General features: G+C 63.6%; 21 protein-coding genes. 9 read left to right on the forward strand and 12 right to left on the reverse strand.

What is annotated here, in order from left to right:
- Positions 1–69: 69 nt before the first annotated feature.
- The 4 genes from NKI67_RS27845 to puuE form a co-directional block, all read right to left on the reverse strand.
- Positions 70–663 carry a nucleoside deaminase gene (locus NKI67_RS27845; RefSeq protein ID WP_031211650.1) on the reverse strand — a complete coding sequence of 198 codons (594 nt, stop codon included), beginning with the start codon at positions 661–663 and terminating at the stop codon, positions 70–72.
- Positions 663–1166 carry an ureidoglycolate lyase gene (locus NKI67_RS27850; RefSeq protein WP_023676220.1) on the reverse strand — a complete coding sequence of 168 codons (504 nt, stop codon included), beginning with the start codon at positions 1164–1166 and terminating at the stop codon, positions 663–665. The genes NKI67_RS27845 and NKI67_RS27850 overlap by 1 nt, the downstream gene beginning before the upstream one ends.
- A complete protein-coding gene (locus NKI67_RS27855) occupies positions 1163–2011 on the reverse strand; it encodes a bifunctional allantoicase/(S)-ureidoglycine aminohydrolase (protein WP_023676221.1) in 849 nt (282 codons plus the stop codon). The genes NKI67_RS27850 and NKI67_RS27855 overlap by 4 nt, the downstream gene beginning before the upstream one ends.
- 63 nt (positions 2012–2074) lie before the next feature.
- Entirely contained in the window at positions 2075–3508 is a 1434-nt protein-coding gene (gene puuE / locus NKI67_RS27860) for an allantoinase PuuE (protein ID WP_023676222.1), read from the reverse strand.
- 173 nt (positions 3509–3681) lie between these two features.
- On the opposite strand from puuE, the gene uraH reads away from it, so the two are divergent.
- The 4 genes from uraH (at position 3682) to xdhC (ending at position 8942) form a co-directional block, all read left to right on the forward strand.
- Complete coding sequence (gene uraH / locus NKI67_RS27865; RefSeq protein WP_023676223.1) at positions 3682–4056, forward strand: hydroxyisourate hydrolase; 375 nt, start codon at positions 3682–3684, stop codon at positions 4054–4056.
- Between the two features lies 1 nt (position 4057).
- Positions 4058–5539: a xanthine dehydrogenase small subunit gene (xdhA, locus tag NKI67_RS27870; RefSeq protein ID WP_352568398.1), complete on the forward strand. Its 1482-nt coding sequence runs from the start codon at positions 4058–4060 to the stop codon at positions 5537–5539.
- On the forward strand, positions 5539–7890 hold the full coding sequence (xdhB, locus tag NKI67_RS27875; RefSeq protein ID WP_023676224.1) for a xanthine dehydrogenase molybdopterin binding subunit: 2352 nt from the start codon (positions 5539–5541) through the stop codon (positions 7888–7890). The genes xdhA and xdhB overlap by 1 nt, the downstream gene beginning before the upstream one ends.
- 62 nt (positions 7891–7952) lie before the next feature.
- Positions 7953–8942: a xanthine dehydrogenase accessory protein XdhC gene (xdhC, locus tag NKI67_RS27880; RefSeq protein WP_023676225.1), complete on the forward strand. Its 990-nt coding sequence runs from the start codon at positions 7953–7955 to the stop codon at positions 8940–8942.
- Positions 8943–8950: 8 nt separating this feature from the next.
- Here the strand turns inward: xdhC and dps are convergent, their stop codons facing one another.
- The 4 genes from dps to NKI67_RS27900 all read right to left on the reverse strand — a co-directional run bounded on the left by dps (position 8951) and on the right by NKI67_RS27900 (position 12844).
- Positions 8951–9439, reverse strand: a complete 489-nt coding sequence (gene dps / locus NKI67_RS27885; RefSeq protein ID WP_023676226.1) for a DNA starvation/stationary phase protection protein Dps — start codon at positions 9437–9439, stop codon at positions 8951–8953.
- 145 nt (positions 9440–9584) lie between these two features.
- A complete protein-coding gene (locus NKI67_RS27890) occupies positions 9585–10838 on the reverse strand; it encodes an LLM class flavin-dependent oxidoreductase (protein ID WP_023676227.1) in 1254 nt (417 codons plus the stop codon).
- Positions 10835–11848, reverse strand: a complete 1014-nt coding sequence (locus NKI67_RS27895; RefSeq protein ID WP_031211656.1) for an LLM class flavin-dependent oxidoreductase — start codon at positions 11846–11848, stop codon at positions 10835–10837. Before NKI67_RS27895 ends, NKI67_RS27890 begins: the two co-directional genes overlap by 4 nt.
- A gap of 75 nt (positions 11849–11923) precedes the next feature.
- A complete protein-coding gene (locus NKI67_RS27900; protein WP_023676229.1) occupies positions 11924–12844 on the reverse strand; it encodes a LysR family transcriptional regulator in 921 nt (306 codons plus the stop codon).
- A 140-nt stretch (positions 12845–12984) separates the two neighbouring features.
- Here NKI67_RS27900 and NKI67_RS27905 point away from each other — a divergent pair, with 140 nt between their 5' ends.
- From NKI67_RS27905 to NKI67_RS27920, 4 genes are all read left to right on the forward strand, one after another.
- A complete protein-coding gene (locus NKI67_RS27905; RefSeq protein ID WP_352568396.1) occupies positions 12985–14202 on the forward strand; it encodes a urate hydroxylase PuuD in 1218 nt (405 codons plus the stop codon).
- A gap of 1 nt (position 14203) precedes the next feature.
- Positions 14204–15517 carry a guanine deaminase gene (gene guaD, locus NKI67_RS27910; protein ID WP_023676231.1) on the forward strand — a complete coding sequence of 438 codons (1314 nt, stop codon included), beginning with the start codon at positions 14204–14206 and terminating at the stop codon, positions 15515–15517.
- Between the two features lie 74 nt (positions 15518–15591).
- Positions 15592–16098: a heme-degrading domain-containing protein gene (locus tag NKI67_RS27915; RefSeq protein WP_023676232.1), complete on the forward strand. Its 507-nt coding sequence runs from the start codon at positions 15592–15594 to the stop codon at positions 16096–16098.
- 175 nt (positions 16099–16273) lie between these two features.
- Positions 16274–17539, forward strand: coding sequence for a glycerate kinase type-2 family protein (locus NKI67_RS27920; protein ID WP_023676233.1), 1266 nt, complete (start codon positions 16274–16276; stop codon positions 17537–17539).
- Position 17540: 1 nt separating this feature from the next.
- Here the strand turns inward: NKI67_RS27920 and NKI67_RS27925 are convergent, their stop codons facing one another.
- The 3 genes from NKI67_RS27925 to NKI67_RS27935 form a co-directional block, all read right to left on the reverse strand.
- The gene (locus NKI67_RS27925; RefSeq protein ID WP_280952098.1) at positions 17541–18263 is read right to left on the reverse strand and encodes a UdgX family uracil-DNA binding protein; all 723 of its coding nucleotides are present in this window, start codon (positions 18261–18263) and stop codon (positions 17541–17543) included.
- Positions 18264–18349: 86 nt separating this feature from the next.
- Positions 18350–19771 (reverse strand): glutamine synthetase family protein, encoded by a 1422-nt coding sequence (locus tag NKI67_RS27930; protein ID WP_031211659.1) that lies wholly within the window; start codon positions 19769–19771, stop codon positions 18350–18352.
- A 14-nt stretch (positions 19772–19785) separates the two neighbouring features.
- Complete coding sequence (locus NKI67_RS27935) at positions 19786–21168, reverse strand: aspartate aminotransferase family protein (protein ID WP_023676236.1); 1383 nt, start codon at positions 21166–21168, stop codon at positions 19786–19788.
- Positions 21169–21325: 157 nt separating this feature from the next.
- On the opposite strand from NKI67_RS27935, the gene NKI67_RS27940 reads away from it, so the two are divergent.
- Complete coding sequence (locus NKI67_RS27940; RefSeq protein WP_348625924.1) at positions 21326–21781, forward strand: hypothetical protein; 456 nt, start codon at positions 21326–21328, stop codon at positions 21779–21781.
- Positions 21782–21789: 8 nt separating this feature from the next.
- Here NKI67_RS27940 and NKI67_RS27945 read toward each other — a convergent pair whose 3' ends face one another.
- Positions 21790–22764: a WD40 repeat domain-containing protein gene (locus NKI67_RS27945; protein WP_023676238.1), complete on the reverse strand. Its 975-nt coding sequence runs from the start codon at positions 22762–22764 to the stop codon at positions 21790–21792.
- Positions 22765–22936: the final 172 nt, after the last annotated feature.

The raw sequence follows: 22936 nt of genomic DNA on the forward strand, positions 1-22936 counted from the left end.
AGCGCCAGATGATGGAGCCCGTGAGAGCGCGTCATGGGCCAGTCAACGAATTCGGCTGGTCAATCCGCGTCAATTCAGCGGAATGTCGTTTTCGTCCTTGCCGGCCTGATAGGCGCCGGACAATTCGTCATAGCGCGTTGATATTGTGTGGATGCGCGCTTCCAGCCGACCGCGCTCGGGGTCCGGCAGCGAGCGCACCAATTTGCGGATCGAAAAGCTCTTCCAATAGGCATTCTCGGCATTGTAGCCGCCGGGATCGAGGGTGAAGACCTCTTTCAGGATCTTCAAATCGTGCGGGATGTCGAAGCTGTCGCGCGAGTCCTCGTGGCTGAACAGATAGAAGAAATTGTCGAAGCCGGTCCAGGTGATCGCCGACAGACAGAGCGAGCAGGGCTCGTGGGTGGCGAGGAAGATAGCCTCCCTGGTGTCGACGCGCTCGGCTTTCGGCAGTTCGTAGAAGCGCTTCAGGCAGTGCACCTCGCCGTGCCAGAGCGGGTTTTCGGTCTCGTTATTGGTTTCGGCAAGCACCAGCGAGCGGTCGTCCTTGCGCAGGATCGCCGCGCCGAACAACTTGTTGCCATGCGCGACGCCCTCGGCCGTCTTCGGCACGATGTCGTGCTCTATGACATCGAGCAGGCGGTCGATCAGCGAAATGTCGGTCATCACCGGCTCCCATCGGGAAGATGTATCTCGTAGGCGTGCGAGAAATGGCACTCTTCGAGATTGGAGTCGTCGCCGCCACGGTCGACGACCAGGAAGTCCTGCGGCTCGCCGATCGGCGTCAGCACGCCGTGCCACAAATTGCGCGGATAGTTGATGCCTTGCCCGGGCGCGGTGATGAAGGCATGCGGCTCGCCCGGGCCCTCCTCGCCGTCATGGCAGACGACGACCAGGAACGGCCGTGGTGACAGCGGGATGAAGGCCTGGCTGCCAAACGGATGGCGCTCCACCATGGTAAGCTTCAACGGCAGCTCATAGTGCGTGCCACGCACCATCGAGATCAGCACGCGCGCATTCGGCCCTCGTGCTTCCGCGGTGGCGAGGTCATGGTAGCGCTCGGCCTTGCCGCCATTGATCGGATAATGGTTGTCGCCGCCCATATCGATGACGTCGCCGAATTCGGCGAAATTCTCGCGGGTCAGCGGCCGCGCGACGATGCGGGTCATGGTGTAGGTCTCGCGACGCCGGCGCTGCCAAGCTTGGCGTGGCGGTTGACGTCCTTGTAGAGGAGATAGCGGAATTTGCCTGGCCCGCCGGCATAACAAGCCTGCGGGCAGAAGGCGCGCAGCCACATATAATCGCCAGCCTCGACCTCGACCCAGTCCTGGTTGAGACGATAGACCGCCTTGCCCTCCAGCACATAGAGCCCGTGCTCCATGACATGCGTCTCGGCGAAAGGAATGACCGCGCCCGGCTCGAGCGTGACGATGGTGACATGCATGTCGTGGCGCATGTCGGCCGGATCGACGAAGCGCGTGGTCGCCCATCGGCCTTCGGTACCCGGCATCGGCGTCGGCGCGATGTCCTGTTCGTTGACAAAGAACGCTTGCGGCGGCTCGATGCCGTCGACTGCATCATAAGTCTTGCGGATCCAGTGGAAGCGGACGGCGGCGCCGCTTTCATTGTGCACCGTCCACCCACTCGCCGGCGGCAGGAAGGCAAAGCCGCCCGGCCTTAAGCTATGTTTCTTGCCGGCAAGCGAAACGCTTAGCTCGCCTTCGACCACGAACAGCGCACCTTCGGCGGCGGCGTCAAGCTCAGGGTGGTCGCTGCCGCCGCCAGGCGCGAGCTCGACGATGTATTGCGAAAACGTCTCGGCAAAACCCGACAGCGGCCGCGACAGCACCCAGACGCGTGTCCCATCCCAGAACGGCAAGGCGCTGGTGACGATGTCCTGCATCACGCCCTTGGGGATGACGGCATAGGCCTGTGTGAACACAGCGCGGCCGGTCAGCAATTCGCTCTGGCCGGGATGTCCGCCCTGCGGCGCATAATAGGTTCGCTCGGCCATTTTCATCATATCCATAAATTCAAGCCTGTTGCGGAAGCCAGGGCCTATCGCGGCAGCCAAAGCCTATTGCGGAAGCATGTCCTTGAGACGAAGCAGCGCGATGCGCTCGACCTGTCTGCAGGCGGTTTCGAATTCGACATCGTGGCTGTTGCCAATACGCGCCTCGAACTCGGCCAGGATCTCCCCCTTGGTCTTGCCTTTCACCGCAATAATGAAGGGGAAACCGAAACTGGTGACGTAGGCGGCATTGAGTTTTGCGAACAGCTCGCGCTCCTTGTCGGTCAGCGCGTCGAGGCCGGCCGAAGCCTGTTCCCTCGAGGATTCCGCCGTCAGCCGCTTGGCCTGCGCCAGTTTTCCGGCAAGGTCGGGGTGGGCATTGAGCACGGAAAGCCGCTCGGCCTCGCTTGCCGCGCGAAAGACGCGGCAGAGCGCATTGTGCAGGCCGCCGGCACTGTCATGCGCCGGGCCGAGCTCCAGCTCATAAGCGCGCTCGGCAATCCACGGCGAATGCTCGAACACGCCGCCAAATGTATGGACGAAGGCCTCGAATTCCATTTTCGACGGGCGCAGCGCCGGCAACCGGAACGGATGCGTCTCCTGCCAATGTTTTGCGATGTCGATGCGCCGTGCCAGCCAGACCTTGTCGTGTGATTTGACGTAGTCGATGAAGCGCTTCAGTGCCGCGACCCGGCCCGGCCGGCCGACGAGGCGGCAGTGCAGGCCGATGTTCATCATGCGCGGCCGTCCTGCCTTGCCCTCGGCATAGAGCGTATCGAAACTATCCTTGAGATAGGCAAAGAATTGGTCGCCCGAGTTGAAGCCTTGCGGCGTGGCAAAGCGCATGTCGTTGGCGTCGAGCGTATAGGGGATGACCAGCTGCGGCTTCGCCGACCCGTCCGGTGCCGCATGCTCGAACCAGTAGGGCAGTTCGTCGTCATAGGTGTCCGACACATAATCGAAGCCGCCCTCTTCCGCCGCCAGCCGCACCGTGTTGATCGAGGTGCGGCCGGTGTACCAGCCGGTCGGCCGCGCCCCTGTCACCTCATAATGCAGCCGGATCGCCGCCTCCATGTCGCGGCGCTCGTCTTCTGGCGCATGGTCGCGGTAGTCGATCCATTTCAGCCCGTGCGAAGCGATCTCCCAGCCGGCCTCCTGCATCGCCGCAACCTGGTCGGGCGAACGCGCCAGGGCCGTGGCGACGCCATAGCAGGTGACCGGCACTTGCGCCGCGCTGAATAGGCGCAGCAATCGCCAGAAGCCCGCTCGGGCGCCGTATTCGTAGATCGATTCCATGTTCCAGTGGCGCTGGCCGGGCCAGGGCGCGGCGCCGACGATCTCCGACAGGAAAGCCTCCGAAGCCTTGTCGCCGTGCAGGACGCAATTCTCGCCGCCCTCTTCGTAATTGACGACGAACTGCACCGCGACATGCGCCCCGCCGGGCCATTTCGGATCCGGCGGATTGGCTCCGTAGCCGCGCATGTCTCGTTCGTAACGCATTCTCGCTCCTGCCGGAAATTGTGATCAGGATAGTCGAAAGGAGTGCCTGCGCATTCCCCCGAAATTTTTGAAAGTGTTTTTGTCGCGGTCCGCTCGACCGGGACTTATGCATCGCCTTTAATTGGCGCACAATTCATGAATAGTGTTCGACTGTGCAGGGAATGGAGCAGCCAGTGGCGGAAACGTCGAAAGCCGAAGGCGGGCGCCTGACGACCCACGTCCTCGACACTGCGGCCGGTAAACCGGCGGCCGGTCTGTCGATCGAGCTCTATCATCTTGACGGTCAGGCCCGGACGCATCTGAAAACGGTCGTCACCAATGATGACGGCCGTTGCGATGCTCCGCTGCTTGCCGGCGCGGAATTCCGTACCGGCGAATACGAGCTGGTCTTTGCGGCCGGCGATTATCTGCGCCGGCAAGGGACAAAACTGCCGGAACCGGCCTTCCTCGACCATGTGCCGATCCGCTTCGGTATGGCCGAGCCGATGCACTATCATGTGCCGCTGCTTCTGTCGCCGTACGGTTATTCGACCTACCGGGGAAGCTGAGATGGCAGGGATCAAGACACGCAACGAAATCCGCTTCATCCTCAATGGCGAGGACGTCGCGCTCGGCACGGTTGCACCCGACCAGACCCTGCTCGACTGGCTGCGGCTCGACCGCTCGCTGCGCGGCACCAAGGAAGGTTGCGCCGAGGGCGACTGTGGCGCCTGCACGGTGCTGGTCGGCAGGCTCTCCGGTGGAACACTGGTCTATGAAAGCGTCAATGCCTGCATCCGCTTCCTTGGCTCGCTAGACGGCACGCATGTAGTGACCGTCGAGCATCTGCGCGGCGACGCAGGAAAACTGCATCCCGTGCAGCAGGCGATGGTCGATTTCCACGGCTCGCAATGCGGCTTCTGCACACCGGGTTTCGTCATGTCGCTTTATGCTCTGTGGATGCGGACGCCGGAGCCGTCGGACGCCGCCATCGAAAAGGCGCTGCAAGGCAATCTCTGCCGCTGCACCGGCTACGAGGCGATCATGCGCGCCGCACGTGCCATCTCCAGCTACGGCCCGGCGGCAAAGGATCCGCTGGCGGCGGAGCGCAAGTCAGTCACGGCTAAGCTCGAAGCGATGAAGGACGGTTCGCGCATCGAGATCGGCTCCGGCAGCATGCGGCTGATCGTGCCGGCCAATGCCGACGATCTGGCCAGCGTGCTGGTCAAGGAGCCGGCAGCCACTATCGTCGCGGGTTCGACCGATGTCGGCCTTTGGGTGACCAAGCACATGCGCGATATTGCGCCGGCGATTTTCATCGGCAATCTCGACGGTCTGTGCGGGATTTCCGAGGACAAAGGCGTCATCTCGATCGGCGCCGGTGTCACCTATAGCGAAGCCTTCTCGATGCTGGCGAAACGCATCACGGCGCTCGGCCCGCTGTTCGATCGCATCGGCGGCGATCAGGTGCGCAACATGGGCACCATCGGCGGCAATATCGCCAACGGTTCGCCGATCGGCGACACGCCGCCGCCGCTGATCGCACTCGGTGCCCGCCTGACGCTGCGCCGCGGCGACAAGCGGCGGACGATCCCGCTGGAGGATTTTTTCATCGCTTATGGCCGACAGGACCGGCAGCCCGGCGAATTCGTCGAGGCCGTGCATGTCCCGGTGCCAGGCAGCGAGACGAAATTTGCCGTCTACAAGATCACCAAGCGCCGCGACGAAGACATCACAGCAGCGCTAGGCGCGTTTATCCTGAAGCTCGCCGAGGATGACACGGTGGCGGATGTGCGCATCGCCTACGGCGGCATGGCGGCAACGCCGAAGCGAGCCTTTGGCGTCGAAAAGGCATTGCTTGGCAAGCCCTGGACGGAAGCGACGGTCGAGGCGGCGATGGCCGCGTATGCCGACGATTTCACGCCGCTGACCGACATGCGGGCAAGCGCCGAATACCGGGCGCTGGCGGCGCGCAATCTGCTGCTGCGCTTCTTTGCCGAAACCACCGGCACCCGGGCGCCGATCCAGGTATCACGGCACGAGGCGGCATGATGAACAAGCACGCCACGCCAAACCTGAAGGCAAAAAAAATCGCCGGCGGCGTCGCCACCGACCAGCGCCATGATTCCGCGCACAAGCATGTCAGTGGCACGGCCGTCTATATCGACGACATGCCGGAACCGGCCGGCACGCTGCATGGCTGCCTTGGGCTTTCGACGGCGACGCATGCCACCATCACCAGCATGGACCTTTCGGCGGTGCGCGCCGCACCCGGCGTCATCGACGTGCTGACGGCGAGCGACGTGCCAGGCGAGAACGACATTTCGCCGACCGGCCGTCACGACGAGCCGGTGCTGGCCGACGGCAAGGTGCAATTCTTTGGCCAGCCGATCTTCTGCGTCATTGCCGAAACCCGCGAGCAGGCGCGCCGTGCAACGAGGCTGGCCAAGGTCGAATACAAGGAATTGCCGTTCGTCGCCGATGTCGGTGAGCTCGATCCACGGATGGATAAGCTGGTCACGCCGCCGCTGACGCTGAAGCGCGGTGATGCAGCGGCTGCGATCAAGGCGGCGCCGCGCCGGCTGAAGGGAAAGATGCGCATAGGCGGCCAGGAGCATTTCTATCTCGAAGGCCATATCGCCTTGGCCATCCCTGGCGAGGACCACGACGTCACCATCTATTCCTCGACCCAGCACCCGAGCGAAATCCAGCACATGGTCAGCCACGCGCTCGGTGTTCCGAGCCACGCGGTGACGGTGGAAATCCGCCGGATGGGCGGCGCTTTCGGCGGTAAGGAAACGCAAGGCAATCAGTTTGCGGCATTGGCCGCTATCGCCGCGAAGAAACATCATCGGGCCGTGAAAATCCGGCCCGACCGCGACGACGACATGATCGCCACCGGCAAACGCCACGATTTCCTCGTCGACTACGAGGTCGGCTTCGACGACGAGGGCAATATTCTGGGCGTCGATTTCATGTTCGCGGCGCGCTGCGGCTTCTCGGCCGACCTCTCCGGCCCGGTCACCGACCGCGCGCTGTTCCATTGCGACAACACCTATTTCTGGCCGGCGGTGCACGCGCAATCGGCGCCGCTCTACACCAATACGGTATCGAACACCGCCTTTCGCGGCTTCGGCGGCCCGCAAGGCATGGTCGGCGCCGAGCGCGTCATCGACGAAGTTGCGTTTGCCCTCGGCAAGGACCCGCTCGAAATCCGCAAAAAGAATTTCTACGGCACCAGCGACCGAAACATCACGCCCTATCACCAGACGGTCGAGGACAACATCATCCACCGCATCGTCGCCGAGCTGGAGGCGAGTTCCGACTATGCGAGGCGCCGCCGCACCATCGATGCTTTCAATGCCAACAGCCGCTTCATCAAGCGCGGACTGGCGCTGACGCCGGTCAAGTTCGGCATCTCGTTCACCGCCACCCACTACAACCAGGCCGGCGCGCTGGTGCATGTCTATACCGATGGTTCGGTGCATCTGAACCACGGCGGCACCGAGATGGGGCAGGGCCTCTATGTCAAGGTGGCGCAGGTCGTGGCGGAAGAGTTCCAGATCGACCTCGATCAGGTCAAGATCACCGCGACGACGACCGGCAAGGTGCCGAACACCTCGGCCACCGCCGCGTCTTCCGGCTCCGATCTCAACGGCATGGCGGCGCAGAATGCCGCCCGCCAGATCAAGGACCGGTTGATCAATTTCGCCGTCGAGAGATACCAGGTGCCGCGCGACCAGGTGCTGTTCTTGCCCAACCGCGTGCGCATCGGAAACCAGGAGATCGCCTTCGCCGATCTCGTCAGGCAGGCCTATATGGCGCGCATCCAGCTTTCGGCGGCGGGTTTCTACAAGACGCCGAAAATCCATTGGGACCGCGACAAGGGCGAGGGCCATCCCTTCTACTATTTCGCCTATGGCGCCGCGTGCTCGGAAGTCTCGGTCGATACGCTGACCGGCGAATATGTCGTCGAGCGCACCGACATCCTGCACGAAACCGGCCGCTCGCTGAACCGCGCCATCGACCTCGGCCAGATCGAGGGCGGCTTCATCCAGGGCATGGGCTGGCTGACGACGGAGGAACTGTGGTGGGACGACAAGGGGCGGCTGCGCACCCATGCGCCATCGACCTACAAGATCCCGCTCGCGTCGGACCGGCCGAAGATTTTTAATGTGACTTTGGCCGACTGGGCGCAAGCAGGCGAGCCGACGGTGCACCGCTCCAAGGCGGTCGGCGAGCCGCCCTTTCCGCTCGCAATGTCGGTGCTGCATGCGCTGTCGGACGCAGTTGCGAGCGTTGCCAGCCACAAGATCTGCCCGCGCCTCGACCCGCCGGCCACGCCGGAGCGTGTGCTGATGGCGATCGAACGGCTGAAGCGGGAAGCCAAAACCGGCACTTGAATCCCGGAAAACGTGCAATTCAGGCCGAAAAACTCTATATTTCCCGATAGGGAACGCAAATGATGAACGCGAAAGTGCAGAGCCTGAAAGCCTTTCTTGCCGGCGCCGGCCGGGTCGCCTTCGTTGAGGTGGCCCGGACAAAAGGTTCGACGCCGCGCGAGACGGGTGCCTTCATGCTCGTCTCAGGATCGGCCACTTTCGGTACGATCGGCGGCGGCCAGCTCGAATACATGGCGATCGACAAAGCGCGACAGATGCTTTTCTCCCCCCTTGAGGGGGAGATGGCCGCGGAGCGGCCAGAGGGGGTCGTCTCAGAAGGTACCGCCAGCGCGTCGAGCACTGCCGCGGCGACCCCACCCGGCGGCTTCGCCGCCACCCTCCCCTCAAGGGGGAGGGATATCCGCGCCACCCTCGACATCGCGCTCGGCCCGGACATCGGGCAGTGCTGCGGCGGCAGGGTCGAGCTGCTGATCCAGCTAGTCGACCCCGCGCTTGAAGCCAAGCTGGTTGCGGCGGCGGAAACCGAGGAAGCGCAGCGACCGCATGTCTACATCCTCGGGGGCGGCCATGTCGGCCAGGCGCTGGCCTCCGCGATGGCCTTGCTGCCGGTGCATGTCGTCGTTGTCGAGACGCGAGCCGAGGCGCTCAAAGGCATGCCGGAAGCGGTCGAAACCAAGCTGACGCCGATGCCTGAGGCGATGGTGCGCGAAGCCCCGGCTGGATCCGCCTTCGTCGTCCTTACACATGACCACGCGCTGGACTTCCTGATCGTCGCCGAGGCTCTGAAACGCCGGGATGCCGCCTATGTCGGCATGATCGGCTCCAGAACCAAGAAGGCGACGTTCCGGAACTGGTTCCTGAAATCGGCGGACGGAAGCGAGGCGGAATTTGCCCACCTCGTCTCGCCGATCGGCGGCGATGCCGTTAAGGACAAGCGCCCGCAGGTGATCGCCGCACTCGCCGTAGCCGAGATTATGACAGCGTTGGCCGGCCATGCGGCGGCACCGTCCGCTCAGTCCAAAGCCTCTCACCGCAAGGCGATGGCTGGCTGACGTTTTGGCTATTCCTTCTCCTGCGTGTGCGCCTCAAGGAACCACAGCAATTTGTCGAGCGAGCGCGAATAGGCGGTGAAGATGTCGGCGGTGTCGGCGTCGCCCGCGCCAGCCGCCTCGTCGATCGCCGCGCGTGCCCGCTTGGCGGTTGCGGCATAGCGGTCGATCAGCGCCGCCAGATGGTCTCGGGTCTTGTGGATGTCGGTCGGATAGGCCTCCAGCATAGTCGCCTTCGACACCTCCTGCGAGGTGCCGAGCGCCGTGCCGCCGAGCTGTACGGCGCGCTCGGCAATGGTGTCGACATGGCCGTCGATCTCCTCGCGGAACGTGTCGAGCATCTCGTGGATGGCGATGAATTGCGGTCCCTTGACGTTCCAGTGCGCCTGCTTGGTGATCAAGGCCAGATCGATGGCGTCGGCGAGGCGGGCATTGAGAAGATCGATACACTCTTTCTTGGCATTGGATTGCAGGTCATTGCGGGTGGCGATGGCATCCATGATCGGCTCCTGTGGCGGTTGCGTCCGCGTGGTTTGAAAAGAGGGCGAAGTTTGGGATGGTCAATCGAATATGCGCGCAGACGCCTCATCGCCGCGGCACAGCATCCCAAAACGGCGATCTCCGACTTTCGTTCCGCTCGTCGTTTTACGCCGGCGTTTTCAAGCCCAGATGGTCGCGCAGCGTGCTACCTTCATAATCCTTCCGGAAAAGCCCGCGCCGCTGCAGCTCCGGCACGACAAGCGTGGCAAAGGCTTCGAGTTCGCCGGGAAAATAGGATGGCATGACGTTGAAACCGTCTGCCGCGCCGCCCTCGAAGCGTGCCTCGAGCTGGTCGGCGATCTGGGCCGGAGTTCCGACGACGCGCCAATGACCGCGCGCGCCGGCGAAATGACGGGCAAGCTGGCGAATGGACAGCTTGTCGCGGCGGGATTGCTCGATGACGAGCGCCTGCCGGCTCTGCATGCCTTCGCTGGCCGGCAGCTCGGGCAGCGGTCCGTCGATGGGATAGCGCGCGAGATCGGATATGCTGAGATAGCTGGAAAGCAGCGCGACACCGACATCGTCCGGTATCAGCTCCTGCAGTTCATCATGTCTTGCCCGGGCTTCCGCTTCGCTTGCCGCGACGACCGGCGCGACGCCGGGCATGATCTTGACGTCCTCCGGCTCGCGCCCATGGGGCGCCAGCCGTCCCTTGAGGTCGTCGTAGAAGGCCTTTGCCTCCTCGAATGTTTGCGCCGCAGTGAACACCACATCGGCGGTCCGGGCGGCAAGATCGCGGCCCTCATCCGACGCTCCCGCCTGAACCATGACCGGTGCACCTTGTGGCGAGCGCGGCAGATCGAGCGGGTCGCGCACCGAAAAACTTCTGCCTTCGTGTCCACCCTGGCCTCGCCAAAGGCCGGTAACCACGGCAGCGAATTCGCGCGCGCGTTCGTAGCGGTCCGCATGTGGGCGCAGTCCGGTCGAGCCGAAATTGGCGGCCTCGATCTGGCTCGCCGAAGTGACGAGGTTCCAGCCGGCTCGGCCGCCGCTCAGATGGTCGAGCGACAGGAAGGTCCGCGCCAGTCCGTAAGGCTCGTTATAGCTCGTCGACGCCGTGGAGACGAGGCCGATGCGCTCCGTCTGGACGGCGAGCGCGGCAAGCAGGCTTATCGGCTCGAAGCCGATCGAGCGCGACGTTTGGCTGGCGATGTCGACATTGGCCTCGCGCACGCCGGCGGCGTCCTCGCAGAAGATCATGTCGAACTTGGCTGCTTCCGCCGTCCGCGCCAACTGGACGTAATGGTCGATGTCGATGCCAGCCGTGACATGCGCCTGCGGATGGCGCCAGGCGGCGATGTGGTGGCCTGTCGCCCACAGGAAGGCGCCGAGCTTCATCTGGCCTCGACCGGCGCTCATTGCCGATCCTCCCCTGCAAGCCCGAGATGGGCGCGCAGTGTCGCCGCGCTGTAGCCGGACCGGTCAAGGCCGCGGCGGCGAAGCTCCGGCAGCACGAGACCGACGAAATCGTCGAGCGCCGATGTGAACGGCATGGCGATGTTGAAACCGTCGCAGGCTTTCGAGCGAAAGCACTCTTCGAGCCCGTCCGCAAACAGGTCCGGCGCGGCGGTTATTTCGGCGCTGACGGTAACGTTCATCAGCACTTTCAGCGCCTCCGGACTGCGCCCGAAGGCAAGCGCACGGCGCTTCAGATCGCCAGCCTTCGCCGGCTCGATCGATGCCTCATCCAGCAGGACGACATCGGCGGTGCGGGCGGCGATATCCGTGTCGGGCTCGGACAGGCCGGACATGACCAGCACCGGCGTGTCCTGCGGCGACCGCGCCACGTTGAGCGGCCCGCGCACGGAAAAATATTCGCCCTTGTGGTCGAGCAAATGCATCTTTTCAGGATCGAAGAAGCGGCCGCCACTTTTGTCGAACAGCAGCGCGTCTGCGTCCCAGCCTTTCCACAAGCCTTGCACGATGCCGATGAATTCCTCGGCGCGCAGGCGGAAATCGTCGCCGGAAAACCCTTCCGGTCGGCTGAAATTGGCCGCCTCGCGCGGATCGGGAAACATGCTCGCGTTCCAGCCGGCGCGGCCATGGCTGATGATATCGAGCGAGGCGAAACGGCGTGCGAGGTTGTAGGGCTGGTGGGCGACCGTCGACGCTGCCGCGACGAGGCCGATCCTGCTTGTCACCGTCGCCAGCGCTGCCACCAAGGTCGTTGCTTCGAATCGCATTTGGCGGTTCGGCCCGCCTGCAACCGGTGCGGAATCGCCCAGCAACACCATGTCCAGACCGGCCGCTTCGGCTTCTTGCACGAACCGCGTCAGCAGACTGAAGTCCGGGCCGGCGTCGGGCGGATGGGAAGGGGCGGCTTCCGGAGACAGTGAAACGGCGAGACACATTGTGGCGCCGTTGGCCATCGCTTTTCCCTGTTGAGCGAGATTCCTGGAGAATTATCTCGCCGGCTGGACGGAAAGCAACCGGCCAGCCGGCGATCATTTGCCGGCCAGAATATCCCTGATCAGCCGCTGGCAGCGCTCGGCCATGAAATCGAGCAGCAGCCGCACCTTCGGATCCTGCAGCTTCTTGTGCGGGTAGACGGCGGCGAACTGCACCGGCGTCGGCGGCGTGTTGCTCAGGATCACCTTCAGCCGCTGGTCGCGGATAAACGGCTCGACCTCGAAGCGCGGTTTGTTGATGATGCCGCGGCCGGACAGCGCCCAGCCGGTCAGCACGTCGCCATCATCGGTATCGTAGGGGCCGTGCACCTCGAACTTTTGCGGCCCATTCGGCGTCTGCAGCGTCCAGACATATTCGCGCGCGCCGGAATAGCGCAGCATCAGGCAGTCGTGTTTCTTGCCGATCAACTCCTGCGGCTCGCTCGGCTCGCCGCGCACGTCCAGATATTGCGGAGCCGCTACCAGCACGCGTTCGCACTCCATGATGCCGCGCATCCTGAGGCTGGAATCCTCGATAATGCCCAGCCGGAACGCAACGTCGATGCCTTCCTTCATGATATCGACATTGTGATCGGAAAGCCGGAGCCGCACCTCGATATCTGGGTACCTATCGTGGAAATCCGGGATTCCGGATGCTACCAGCCGCCGCCCGAGGCCGAGCGGCGCTGTCACCTTTATGGTGCCGCGCGGCTGGCCGGATAACGCGCTGACCGCCGCTTCCGCCTCGGTGACCGCCTCCAGCACCTGCTTGGCGCCAGAGTAGAACACCGTGCCGTGCTCGGTCGGCATCAATTGTCGCGTCGTGCGGTTGAACAGCCTGACTCCCAGGTGCTTCTCGAGCTCCTTGATCCGGTTAGAGGCGACCGCCGGCGAAATGCGCATGTCGCGCCCAGCCGCCGATAAATTGCCGAGCTCGACGACGCGGACGAAAACGGCGATGTTGTCGAGATAGGCCATGCGGCTTCCGTGGCTCTCATGTGGCAGCGTGTAACGAGCCTAGTATTTTCCAAATTTTTTTGAAAGTCATCGTGCAGCTCGGCTCTTTCCGTTTGCGCTCCAGTCCGTAAAGTCAGTGGATCGGCAGGGACGATTTTTTCATGATGGATTTCGCGATATTCTGGGATTGGCTGAGTTTCGCCGTGCGCTGGCTGCACGTCGTCACCGGTATCGCCTGGATTGGATCGTCCTTTTATTTCGTCGCGCTCGATCTCGGGCTGCGCCAGCGTCCGGGCATGCCTGCCGGAGCCTTCGGCGAGGAATGGCAGGTGCATGGCGGCGGCTTCTACCATGTGCAGAAATATCTGGTGGCGCCGGCTGAGATGCCCGAGCATCTGACCTGGTTCAAGTGGGAATCCTACGCCACCTGGCTGTCGGGTTTCGCCATGCTGTGCGTCGTCTACTATGCCGGGGCGGACCTGTTCCTGATCGATCCGAATGTGCTTGCCATGTCGGTGCCTACAGGCATCTTGCTGTCGCTGGCGACGATCGGCGTCGGCTGGGTGGTCTACGATCTCTTGTGCCGTTCGCCGCTTGGCAACAGCGACACCGGCCTGATGCTGGTGCTCTACGGCGTGCTGGTGTTCATCGCCTGGGGCCTGACCCACCTGTTCACCGGCCGCGCCGCTTTCCTGCATCTCGGCGCCATCACTGCGACGATCATGTCGGCCAACGTTTTCATGGTCATCATCCCCAACCAGAAGATCGTCGTCGCCGACCTGATCGCCGGCCGTAAGCCCGATCCGAAATATGGCAAGATCGCCAAACAGCGCTCGCTGCACAACAACTACCTGACGCTGCCGGTTTTGTTCCTGATGCTGTCGAACCATTATCCGCTGGCGTTCGGCACAGAGTTCAACTGGGTCATCGCCTCGCTGGTGTTCATCATCGGCGTGCTGATCCGGCACTATTTCAACACCAGGCATGCGCGCAAAGGCAATCCGACCTGGACCTGGCTGGCCGCCGCCGTCCTGTTCGTCGTCATCATCTGGCTGTCGACGGCACCGAAGCTGCTGACCGGCGAAGTCAAAACGTCCTCGGCGGCACAGGTCTACGTCGCCTCGGCACATTTTCCCGCCGTGCGTGATACGGTGCTTGGCCGGTGTTCGATGTGCCATGCGGCGGAGCCGTCCTACGAGGGCATTTACCACGCACCTAAGGGCGTGATGCTCGATACCGATGCCGGCATCGCCGAGCACGCCGGCGAGATCTACCTGCAGGCCGGACGCAGCCACGCCATGCCGCCCGCCAACGTCACCCAGATCACCGACAAGGAACGGGCACTGCTGGTAGCCTGGTTCGAAGGCGCGGGGAAATAGCATGACCAGCACGCTGCTGCGCGGCCGCACGCTGTCGTTTTTGCGCTGGCCAGAAACCATCGACGACCATTCCGCCTGGCGCTACGAGCAAGATGGCGGCCTGCTGATGCGCGACGGCAGGATCGTTGCCGCTGGTGCCTATGCCGAGGTCGAGAAAAAGGCTGGCGCGGGAACAAAAAAGATCGACCACAGGCCATATCTGCTGCTGCCCGGGTTCATCGATGCGCATGCACATTTTCCGCAGATGCAGGTCATCGCTTCCTTCGGCGCCGAGCTGCTCGATTGGCTGAACACCTACACTTTTCCGGAAGAGACAAAATTCCAGAACGCCCAGCATGGCCGCCGTATCGCCAGGCTGTTCCTGGATGAAGTATTGCGGCATGGCACCACGACAGTCGCGGCCTATTGCTCGGTACACAAGGAATCTGCCGAAGCGTTCTTTGCCGAGTCGCACGACCGCAACATGCTCAACATCGCCGGCAAGGTGATGATGGACCGCAACGCGCCGGACGGCGTGCTCGACACGCCGCAATCGGGCTATGACGACAGCAAGGCGTTGATCGATGAGTGGCACGGCAAGGGGCGCCAGCACTATGCCATCACGCCGCGCTTCGCCATCACCTCGTCGCCCGAGCAATTGGAGATGGCGGGCGCGCTCTGCCGCGAATATCCTGATCTGCACATGCAGACGCATCTGTCGGAAAACCACGCCGAGATCGCCTTCACGCAGCAATTGTACCCGCAGACGCGGGACTACACCGACATCTACGAACACTATGGGCTGCTCGGGCGCAGAAGCCTGTTCGGCCATTGCATCCACCTGTCGGAACGCGAGGCGGATGCGCTTTCGGATAGCGGCTCGGTGGCGGTGTTCTGCCCGACCTCCAACCTGTTTCTCGGCTCGGGCCTGTTCGATTATCAGCGCTATAGCCGCCGCCAGAAGCCGCTTCGCATCGCCGCCGCCACCGATGTCGGCGGTGGCACCAACTATTCGATGCTGCGCACCATGGACGAGGGCTACAAGGTGATCGCGCTGAGCGGCGAGAAGCTCAATCCGTTCCAGTCCTTCTGGCAGCTGACCCGCGGCAATGCCGAGGCGCTGTCGCTTGCGGAAAAGATCGGCACCCTGGAGGAAGGCAGCGACGCCGATATCATCGTGCTCGACGCCCGCGCCACGCCGGCGATGCGGCTGCGGGTGGAGACGGCGGACACGCTCGCCGAGGAATTGTTTCTGCTGCAGACGCTCGGCGACGACCGCGCCGTGCGCGAGGTCTATGTCGCCGGCCGGGCGGCCAAGGCGGATATAGGGGTGTAGCCGTCGTATGCGGCCGGCTTGACCGGGCGGCAGCCATCCGCCAAAGCAACAGGCGAGATCGACAGGGGAACGACATGGCCGTTGCGGACGATATCGCTCTGATCAAGAAACAGGAAGCCACGCTTGTCTTTTCGGCCTTCGATGAAGCCGTCGCTTTCGAGATCGGCTCGGCGATCCGCGACCGGGCTCTCAAGAAAAACCTGCCGATCATCGTCGATATCAGAACTTTCGACCGGCCGCTGTTCTATGCGGCAATGCCCGGCTCGAACGCCTCCAATCCGGACTGGGCGCGGCGCAAGATCAACGTCGTGCGGCGGTTCTTGAAAAGCACCTACCGCATTGTGCTGGAGCAGCAGCGCCCCGACCGCAGCTTCAAGCCCGGCGAGGGGCTGGACATTGCCGACTATGTGCTGGCCGGTGGCGGCTTTCCCATCACTGTCAAGGGCGCTGGCGTCATCGGCGTGATCGCCGTCTCCGGTCTACCGGAGCGCGAGGACCACGGAGTGGTCGTCGATACGCTGTGTAGCTACTTGGGCGTCGATAGCGAGGAGTTGGTCCTGCCGCCGGAAGCAACATCGTGACGTTGGCGCTGCCCCTCATCCGCCTGCCGGCACCTTCTCCCCGCGTAGTGACGGGGAGAAGGGAAACGCTCCAACGCTGGCGATCCCCTCTCCCCGTCTCTATACGGGGAGAGGGTAAGGGTGAGGGGCAGCGCAAACGCCGCAGAAGCTCGCACAGCGTCCGTGGTAGCTCAGTATGACCGCGCTCGATCCCAAGTCCTTTCTCATTTCGATCTTCAACGCCGCCGTTGCCGCCGCCGATCCCCAGAGGTCGATCAAGGATCATTTGCCGGCAAGGCCGAAGGGGCGGACCATCGTCATCGGTGCAGGAAAAGGCTCGGCGCAGATGGCGGCGGCTTTCGAGAAAGTGTGGGACCGGCCGATCGAAGGTTTGGTCGTCACCCGCTACGGCTATGGCGCGGCCTGCCGGCGCATCGAGATCATCGAGGCGGCGCATCCGGTGCCGGATGCTGCGGGGCTCGAAGCTTCCCGGCGGCTGCTCGAAAAAGTCCAGGGACTGACTGCGGACGACCTCGTCGTGGCGCTCATTTCGGGCGGCGGCTCGGCGCTGCTGCCGTCACCTGCCGAAGGTCTGACGCTAGCCGACGAGATCGCCGTCAACGAGGCGCTGCTCGCCTCCGGCGCGCCGATCGCCGCGATGAACACCATCCGCAAACATCTGTCCTCGATCAAGGGCGGCAGGCTGGCGGCCGCCGCCTATCCTGCCAAGGTGGTCTCGCTGGTTGTTTCTGATATTCCGGGCGACGATCCGGCTCTGGTCGCTTCTGGTCCGACCGTGCCGGATATAGGCAGCCGCGAAGATGCATTAGCGTCGATCGCCGCCTATGACATGAAACTACCGGCTTCAGTGATGGCGCACATCAATTCGCCGGCCGCCGATGCGCCACGTCCGGACGACCCGCGTTTTATCCGCAACGAGGTACATCTGATCGCCTCGGCCGGCGTATCGCTGGAAGCGGCTGCGGCCGAAGCCAGGTACCAAGGTATCGAAGCGGTCATTCTCTCCGATTCCATCGAGGGCGAGGCGCGTGAGGTCGGCAGCGTCCACGCCGCAATCGCGCGCGAAGTGGCGACGCGCAACCGGCCATTCGCAAAACCGGTGCTGATCCTGTCGGGCGGCGAGACGACCGTGACCTTGCGCGCGAAAGGCAAAGGCGGCCGCAACTCGGAATTCCTGCTCGCCTTCGCCATTGGGATCAGCGGCATGGCGGGCGTCCACGCACTGGCCGCCGACACCGACGGCATTGACGGTTCGGAAGACAATGCCGGCGCCTTCGCCGACGGCTCGACAGTGTCGCGGATGCATAAGGCGGGCGTCGATGCCAAGGCCATGCTTGCCGGCAACAACGCCTGGACGGCATTCAATGCCGTAGATGACCTTTTCGTACCCGGTCCGACCGGCACAAACGTCAACGATCTCCGGGCGATATTGATCAAATAGCTCAGGCGGCCATCAGCTTTTTCACCGCTCTCATATCCTGCAGGAACCGGTCGCGTTCTGCCTGCTTGTCCGCCGGCTCGCGAATGCGCAGGATGAAGGACGGGTGGATGGTGACGAAGACACGCAAGCCATCGTCGCGCTCCACGACGGCCCCGCGCATCTTCATGATCGGCACCACCTTGCCAAGCAGCGCCTGCGCCGCCGTTGCGCCGAGCGCCACCGCCAGATTGGGCTTGATCAGATCGATTTCCTTGTCGAGCCACCAGCGGCAAGCCTGCACCTCGCCGGCGTTCGGCTTGGAGTGGATGCGCCGCTTGCCGCGCGGCTCGAACTTGAAATGCTTGACCGCGTTGGTGACGTAGACTTTCAGCCGATCGACGCCGGCATCGTCCAGGATCGCGTCGAACACCTTGCCCGCCGGACCAACGAAGGGCTTGCCCGCCAGGTCCTCCTGGTCGCCCGGCTGTTCGCCGACGAAGATCACCTTAGCTTTATCAGGGCCCTCACCGAACACGGTCTGCGTGGCGTCGTGCCATAGCGGACAGCGGCGGCAGATCTTGGCCGTTTCGCGCAGTTCAGGAATCGTCCTGGCGTCGATTTCTGTCGTTTCCGGAGACTTGCTTGCAGGCAAGCGTCTTGCCTGCACTTTGGCATGGTGCGGCGTCGGGGTTGTCTGCATCCTGGCGATCATAACTAAGGCGGCCTTGCTCGCTCCTGCAATCAGACACGCAATGAGCAAAGCCCGCCGAAGGTTCCGTTGAAATTATTCCGCATGGGCCTTCACCGGCGGATGGCCGACGATGTGATGCCCTACACCTCGTGCAGATAGAGGTGATAATCCAGTTCGCTGACCGTGCGCGCCACGCGCAGATATTCCGACTGCTTGATCGCCACGAACGTCCGGTGCAGGTCTTCGCCCAATGCGCCCTTGAGGAAGGTCGACGCCCTTGCCGCCTCGATCGCGGCACGCCAGTCCACCGGCATCGTCGTGCGCGTGACGGCCGATTCGTAGCCATTGCCGGTGGTTTCGGGACCGGGATCGAGGCCTTCGTCGAGGCCCTTGACGACACCGGCCAGCACCGTTGCTGCCACTAGGTAAGGATTCGCGTCGACGCCCGATGGCCGGTGCTCGATGCGGCGGTTCTTGGCATCGCCGGCCGGCACACGCAGTGCCACCGAACGGTTGTTGACGCCCCAGGTCGGCGCCACCGGCGCATAGGATTGCGAGACGAAGCGCCGCCATGAATTGGCATGCGGCGCGAAGACCAGCATCGATTCCGCCATCGTCTGGATCAGTCCGCCGAGGCCGCGCAGCAGCGGCAGCGACCAGCTTTCGCCGCCGGTTTCGGCAAAGACATTCTTGCCGGCATCATCCAGCAGCGAGACATGAAAATGCATGCCCGAGCCGGCATATTTCTCGATCGGCTTGGCCATGAAGCAAGCGGTGACACCATGACGGCGCGCCTGCGCCCGCACCAGTCGCTTGAGCATCACGAGATCGTCGGCCGCCCGCATCACATCCTTGCGGTAGTTGAGCGTCAGCTCGTACTGGCCGGGCGCATATTCCGAGATGACCGTCTCGGCCGGGATGCCTTGCACCTTGGCTGCGGCGTAGATGTCGGAAAACAGCGGCTCCATGCCGTGTAGATGGTCGACGGAATAGACCTCCGTCTTGGCCGAGCGGCGTCCGTCAAGCACCGCGTGCGCCGGCTGCACCTTGCCTTCGGCATCGCGCTCGTTGGCGAGCAGGAAGAATTCGAGCTCGAAGGCGCCGGCCGGATGCAGGCCCTTGGCCGCGAGGATGTCTACCTGGCGGGCGAGTGCCAGCCGCGGGTCGGACGACATCGGCTGGCCATCGAGATGGTACATCGCCATCAGCACCTGGCCGCGCGGCGGCTGGGTGGCGAACAGCGGCACCAGTGTGCCGGGGATCGGCCACGCCCGCAGGTCGCCGTCGCCCGTCGTCCAGATCAGCCCGGTCTCGTGAACATCCTCGCCGGTGATGTCGAGGCCGAGGATCGAGATCGGCATGTGCCGGCCCCCCTCGTAGATGCTCATCAACTCATGCCGGCGCACGATCTTGCCGCGCCCGACGCCATTGGCGTCGGTCAGCACGATGTCGAACGCTTCGATCTCGGGATGAGCGTCGAGAAAGGCCTGCGCCTCGGCGGGCGTCGAGCCCGAAGGGGATGCCGTGACCAGGTTCAAACTTTGCTTGGGCGCTTGTTTCATGCCGCAAGCTTGTCTCACGCCGTAAGCTTTGCCGCAACCGCGCCGAAGGCAGTGATCAGCCGGTTCACCTGGGCGGCGCTGGTCGTAGGAGAGATCAGCATCATGTTGTGGAAGGGTGCGATCAGCACGCCGCGATTGACCAGCGCGACATGGATTGCCGCCTCGAGCTCCGGCACGTGCGCAGCTTCCGCTTCGCCGCCGTTCCTCAGCGGGCCCGGCGCGCAGATGAACTCGACACGCGCACCGACGCGAGCAACATGCCAGGGCAGACGATAGCGATCGATGACGGCGGTCAGCCCGGCGTCGAGCCGCTGCGCCAGATGGTCCATATGGCTGTAGTTCTCGTCGGTCATGACGTATTCGAGCGTGGCGCGCATCGCTGCGAATTGCAGCGGATTGGCCGACAGCGTTGTCCCCATGCCGGAGTAGCCGGGCTCTTTCCGACTGATATAAGCGGCATAGCGGGCCGCAACGTCTTCGCTCATGCCCCAGACGCTCGCCGGTACGCCGCCGGCAATCGGCTTGCCCAGCACGAACAGGTCCGGCTCCAGCCCGTATTTGCTTGTATAGCCGCCGGGACCGGTCGAAATTGTATGCGTCTCGTCGATTAGAAGCAGCGTGCCGGTCGCACGGGTGAGACGCCGCAAGCCATCATGAAAGCCGGCTTCGGGCAGCACCATGCAGGAATTGGTCAGCACCGGCTCGGCGATGACGCAGGCGACATCGTTGCCCCGGAGTGCCGCCTCGAGCGCCGGCAAATCGTTGAACTCGACGACATCTGTCGCCCGCGTCAGGTCGCGGAATTCGCCGGCCAGTCCCGGTCGATTCACCGCTTTCCCGGCGACCAGCCGCACCATCGTCTCGTCGACCGAGCCATGATAGCAGCCGTTGAAGACCAGTATCTTCTCCCGGCCGGTAACGGCGCGGGCAACCCGCAGCGCGAAGCGGTTGGCATCGGTCGCCGTCGTCGCGATCTGCCACGACAGCAAACCGAAGCGCTGCTGCAGCAACGGTCCGATGGCCAGCGCGTCTTCGGAAGGTAGCATATAGGTCAGTCCTCGTCCGGCCTGCCGGCGGATGGCGCGGGCGACCGGCGGCGGCGAATGGCCGAACATCGAGCCGGTGTCACCAAGGCAGAAATCGTCCAGCCGATTGCCGTCGATGTCGGTGATCGCAGCGCCCTTGGCACTGTCGACCAGGATCGGGAATGGCGTCGGCCAGTCGTTCATCCAATGCATCGGCACGCCGCCGAAGAAGCCGGGCAGGCCATTGCCGATTTTCGCCATCGATTTTGGCCGCGCCCGGCGGAAGACTTCTGCCTCGGTCGCGCGCAACTCGACGATCCGGGCCGGGCCGATGCCGCCGATGCAAGTCTTTGAATGGTTCATGACGTTCATGCCGGCCCTCTCAGTCGCACTTTAGACAATCGGCATCCGCCACCGCAATTGGCCGGGCGGCTGCCCTGTGTTGGGTCAGCGGTCATTTGAATGAAAACAGGCGCTTGACCGCGAGCCGCCTTCGGGCGCCAATGGTACTTCGGCTGGAGGGCATAAGATGGTGCGGGCGATCGTCTGCGCAGCAACGCTGCTGTCGTCGGTTGGTGCGGCTCTGGCGTCCGGCGGCATCTGGTGTTCCGCCGAGGATGCAGCCGTCAAATTTCAGGTCGGTGCCGGGATCACCAGAGGCATGGGCGGGCCGACCTTCAATTTTAGCGGCGAGCTCGAGATTCTGGGCAGGCCGGCTGCCGACAGTCTGCGCGAGACATTGTTCGAGGATCAGAACCTCACGCAATATTGGCTCGACAACAAGGAATTGCGGCTGCTCGTCTACCACGAACGGCAGGTCGAAAACGCCTACGGCTATGTCGAACTGGCGATCCTGACCAAGGCCAGCGACGAAGGCGTCTATGACGGTCGCTATTTGCTCTCAATCCATGATGTAACGGCCGATGCCGAAAAGGACGGCAAGCAGGCTGAATTGACCGGCAAAGTATCTTGCGGAGCCGAGTAAGTAACAGGCTACGCCGAAATATCGATGACGCCGCAGTCGCCCGCAGCGCTGCCAAAGGCGACGCGGCGCTCTTCCTTGTCCCACATCATCGAAGTGACGGCGCCCTTGCCCGGCCGGCGCAACAGCACTTCCTTGGCGTCGGCGAAGCGCACCGCCATCACCATCCCGTCATCATAGCCGATAGCAACGACGTCCTGGCTCGGGTGACAGGCGACGGAGGTGACCATCGCATTGCCGCGCGTGCCGAGTTCCAGCGGCGCCTTGCCCATCGGCCCGTCTTTGCTGGAAAACGGCCAGACGATTGCCGCCGGCGCGCCGGAACTCGCCAGCCATTTGCCCTTGGCGCTCCACGACAGGCTTTTCACCTTGCCGGGGTAGCCGGACATGCGCATGTGCTTGCCGTCGGCGAGCTTCCAGCCATGCAGCGCGTTTTCCTGCATGGTGGTGACGAGGAAGGCGCCGTCCGGCGAGAAAGTGATGCCGGTATGCGCGCCGGCCCATTCGAGCTCGACCGGCTTGCCCTCGGCCGCCGGGAAATGCAGCGTCGCGCCATTGTAGCGGGCGACGCCAAAGCGCATACCCTTGGGCGAAAAGGCCAGTCCCTCGACGGAGCGCGGATGCGCGAATTCTTTCGTCTTGCCGTCGGCAAAGCGCACATAGGCGGTCTTGCCCGACGCGAAGGCGATGGCGCCTTGCGGCCCTGCAGCGACGCTGGTGATCCATTTCTTGCCGGCGCTCGCCAATTCCCCGGCCTCGCCGCCAGCGGTGACGGCAAAGACCTTGCCGTCCTCGCCGCCGGTGATCAGCCGGTCGTTGGCCACGTCATGGAAGGCGGCGAGCAGCCCGTCATTGGCCTGCACCGTCTTGTGGCCATGGTCGAGCCGGTGGATCGCGCCGTCGGCCAGCGCGAAATGCGGCACGTCGCCGAGGAAGACGGCGGCAACGCAGTGGCCTTCGAGATCAAGCGGGGCGACGGTGGGCATGCGAACTGTTCCATTAGATTGTTTGGTCGCCTTGCCGCCATTGGAGGAAAGCGTGGCTAGGTTCGACGCGACCTTCTCCCCTTGTGGGAGAAGGTGGATTGGCGCGCAGCGCCAAGACGGATGAGGGGTGCTGGACGGAGTGCCGTCCTTGCCAAGCTGGAACACCCCTCAT

It is taken from the genome of Mesorhizobium sp. M0408 (genome assembly GCF_040321495.1).
GTDB lineage: Bacteria > Pseudomonadota > Alphaproteobacteria > Rhizobiales > Rhizobiaceae > Mesorhizobium.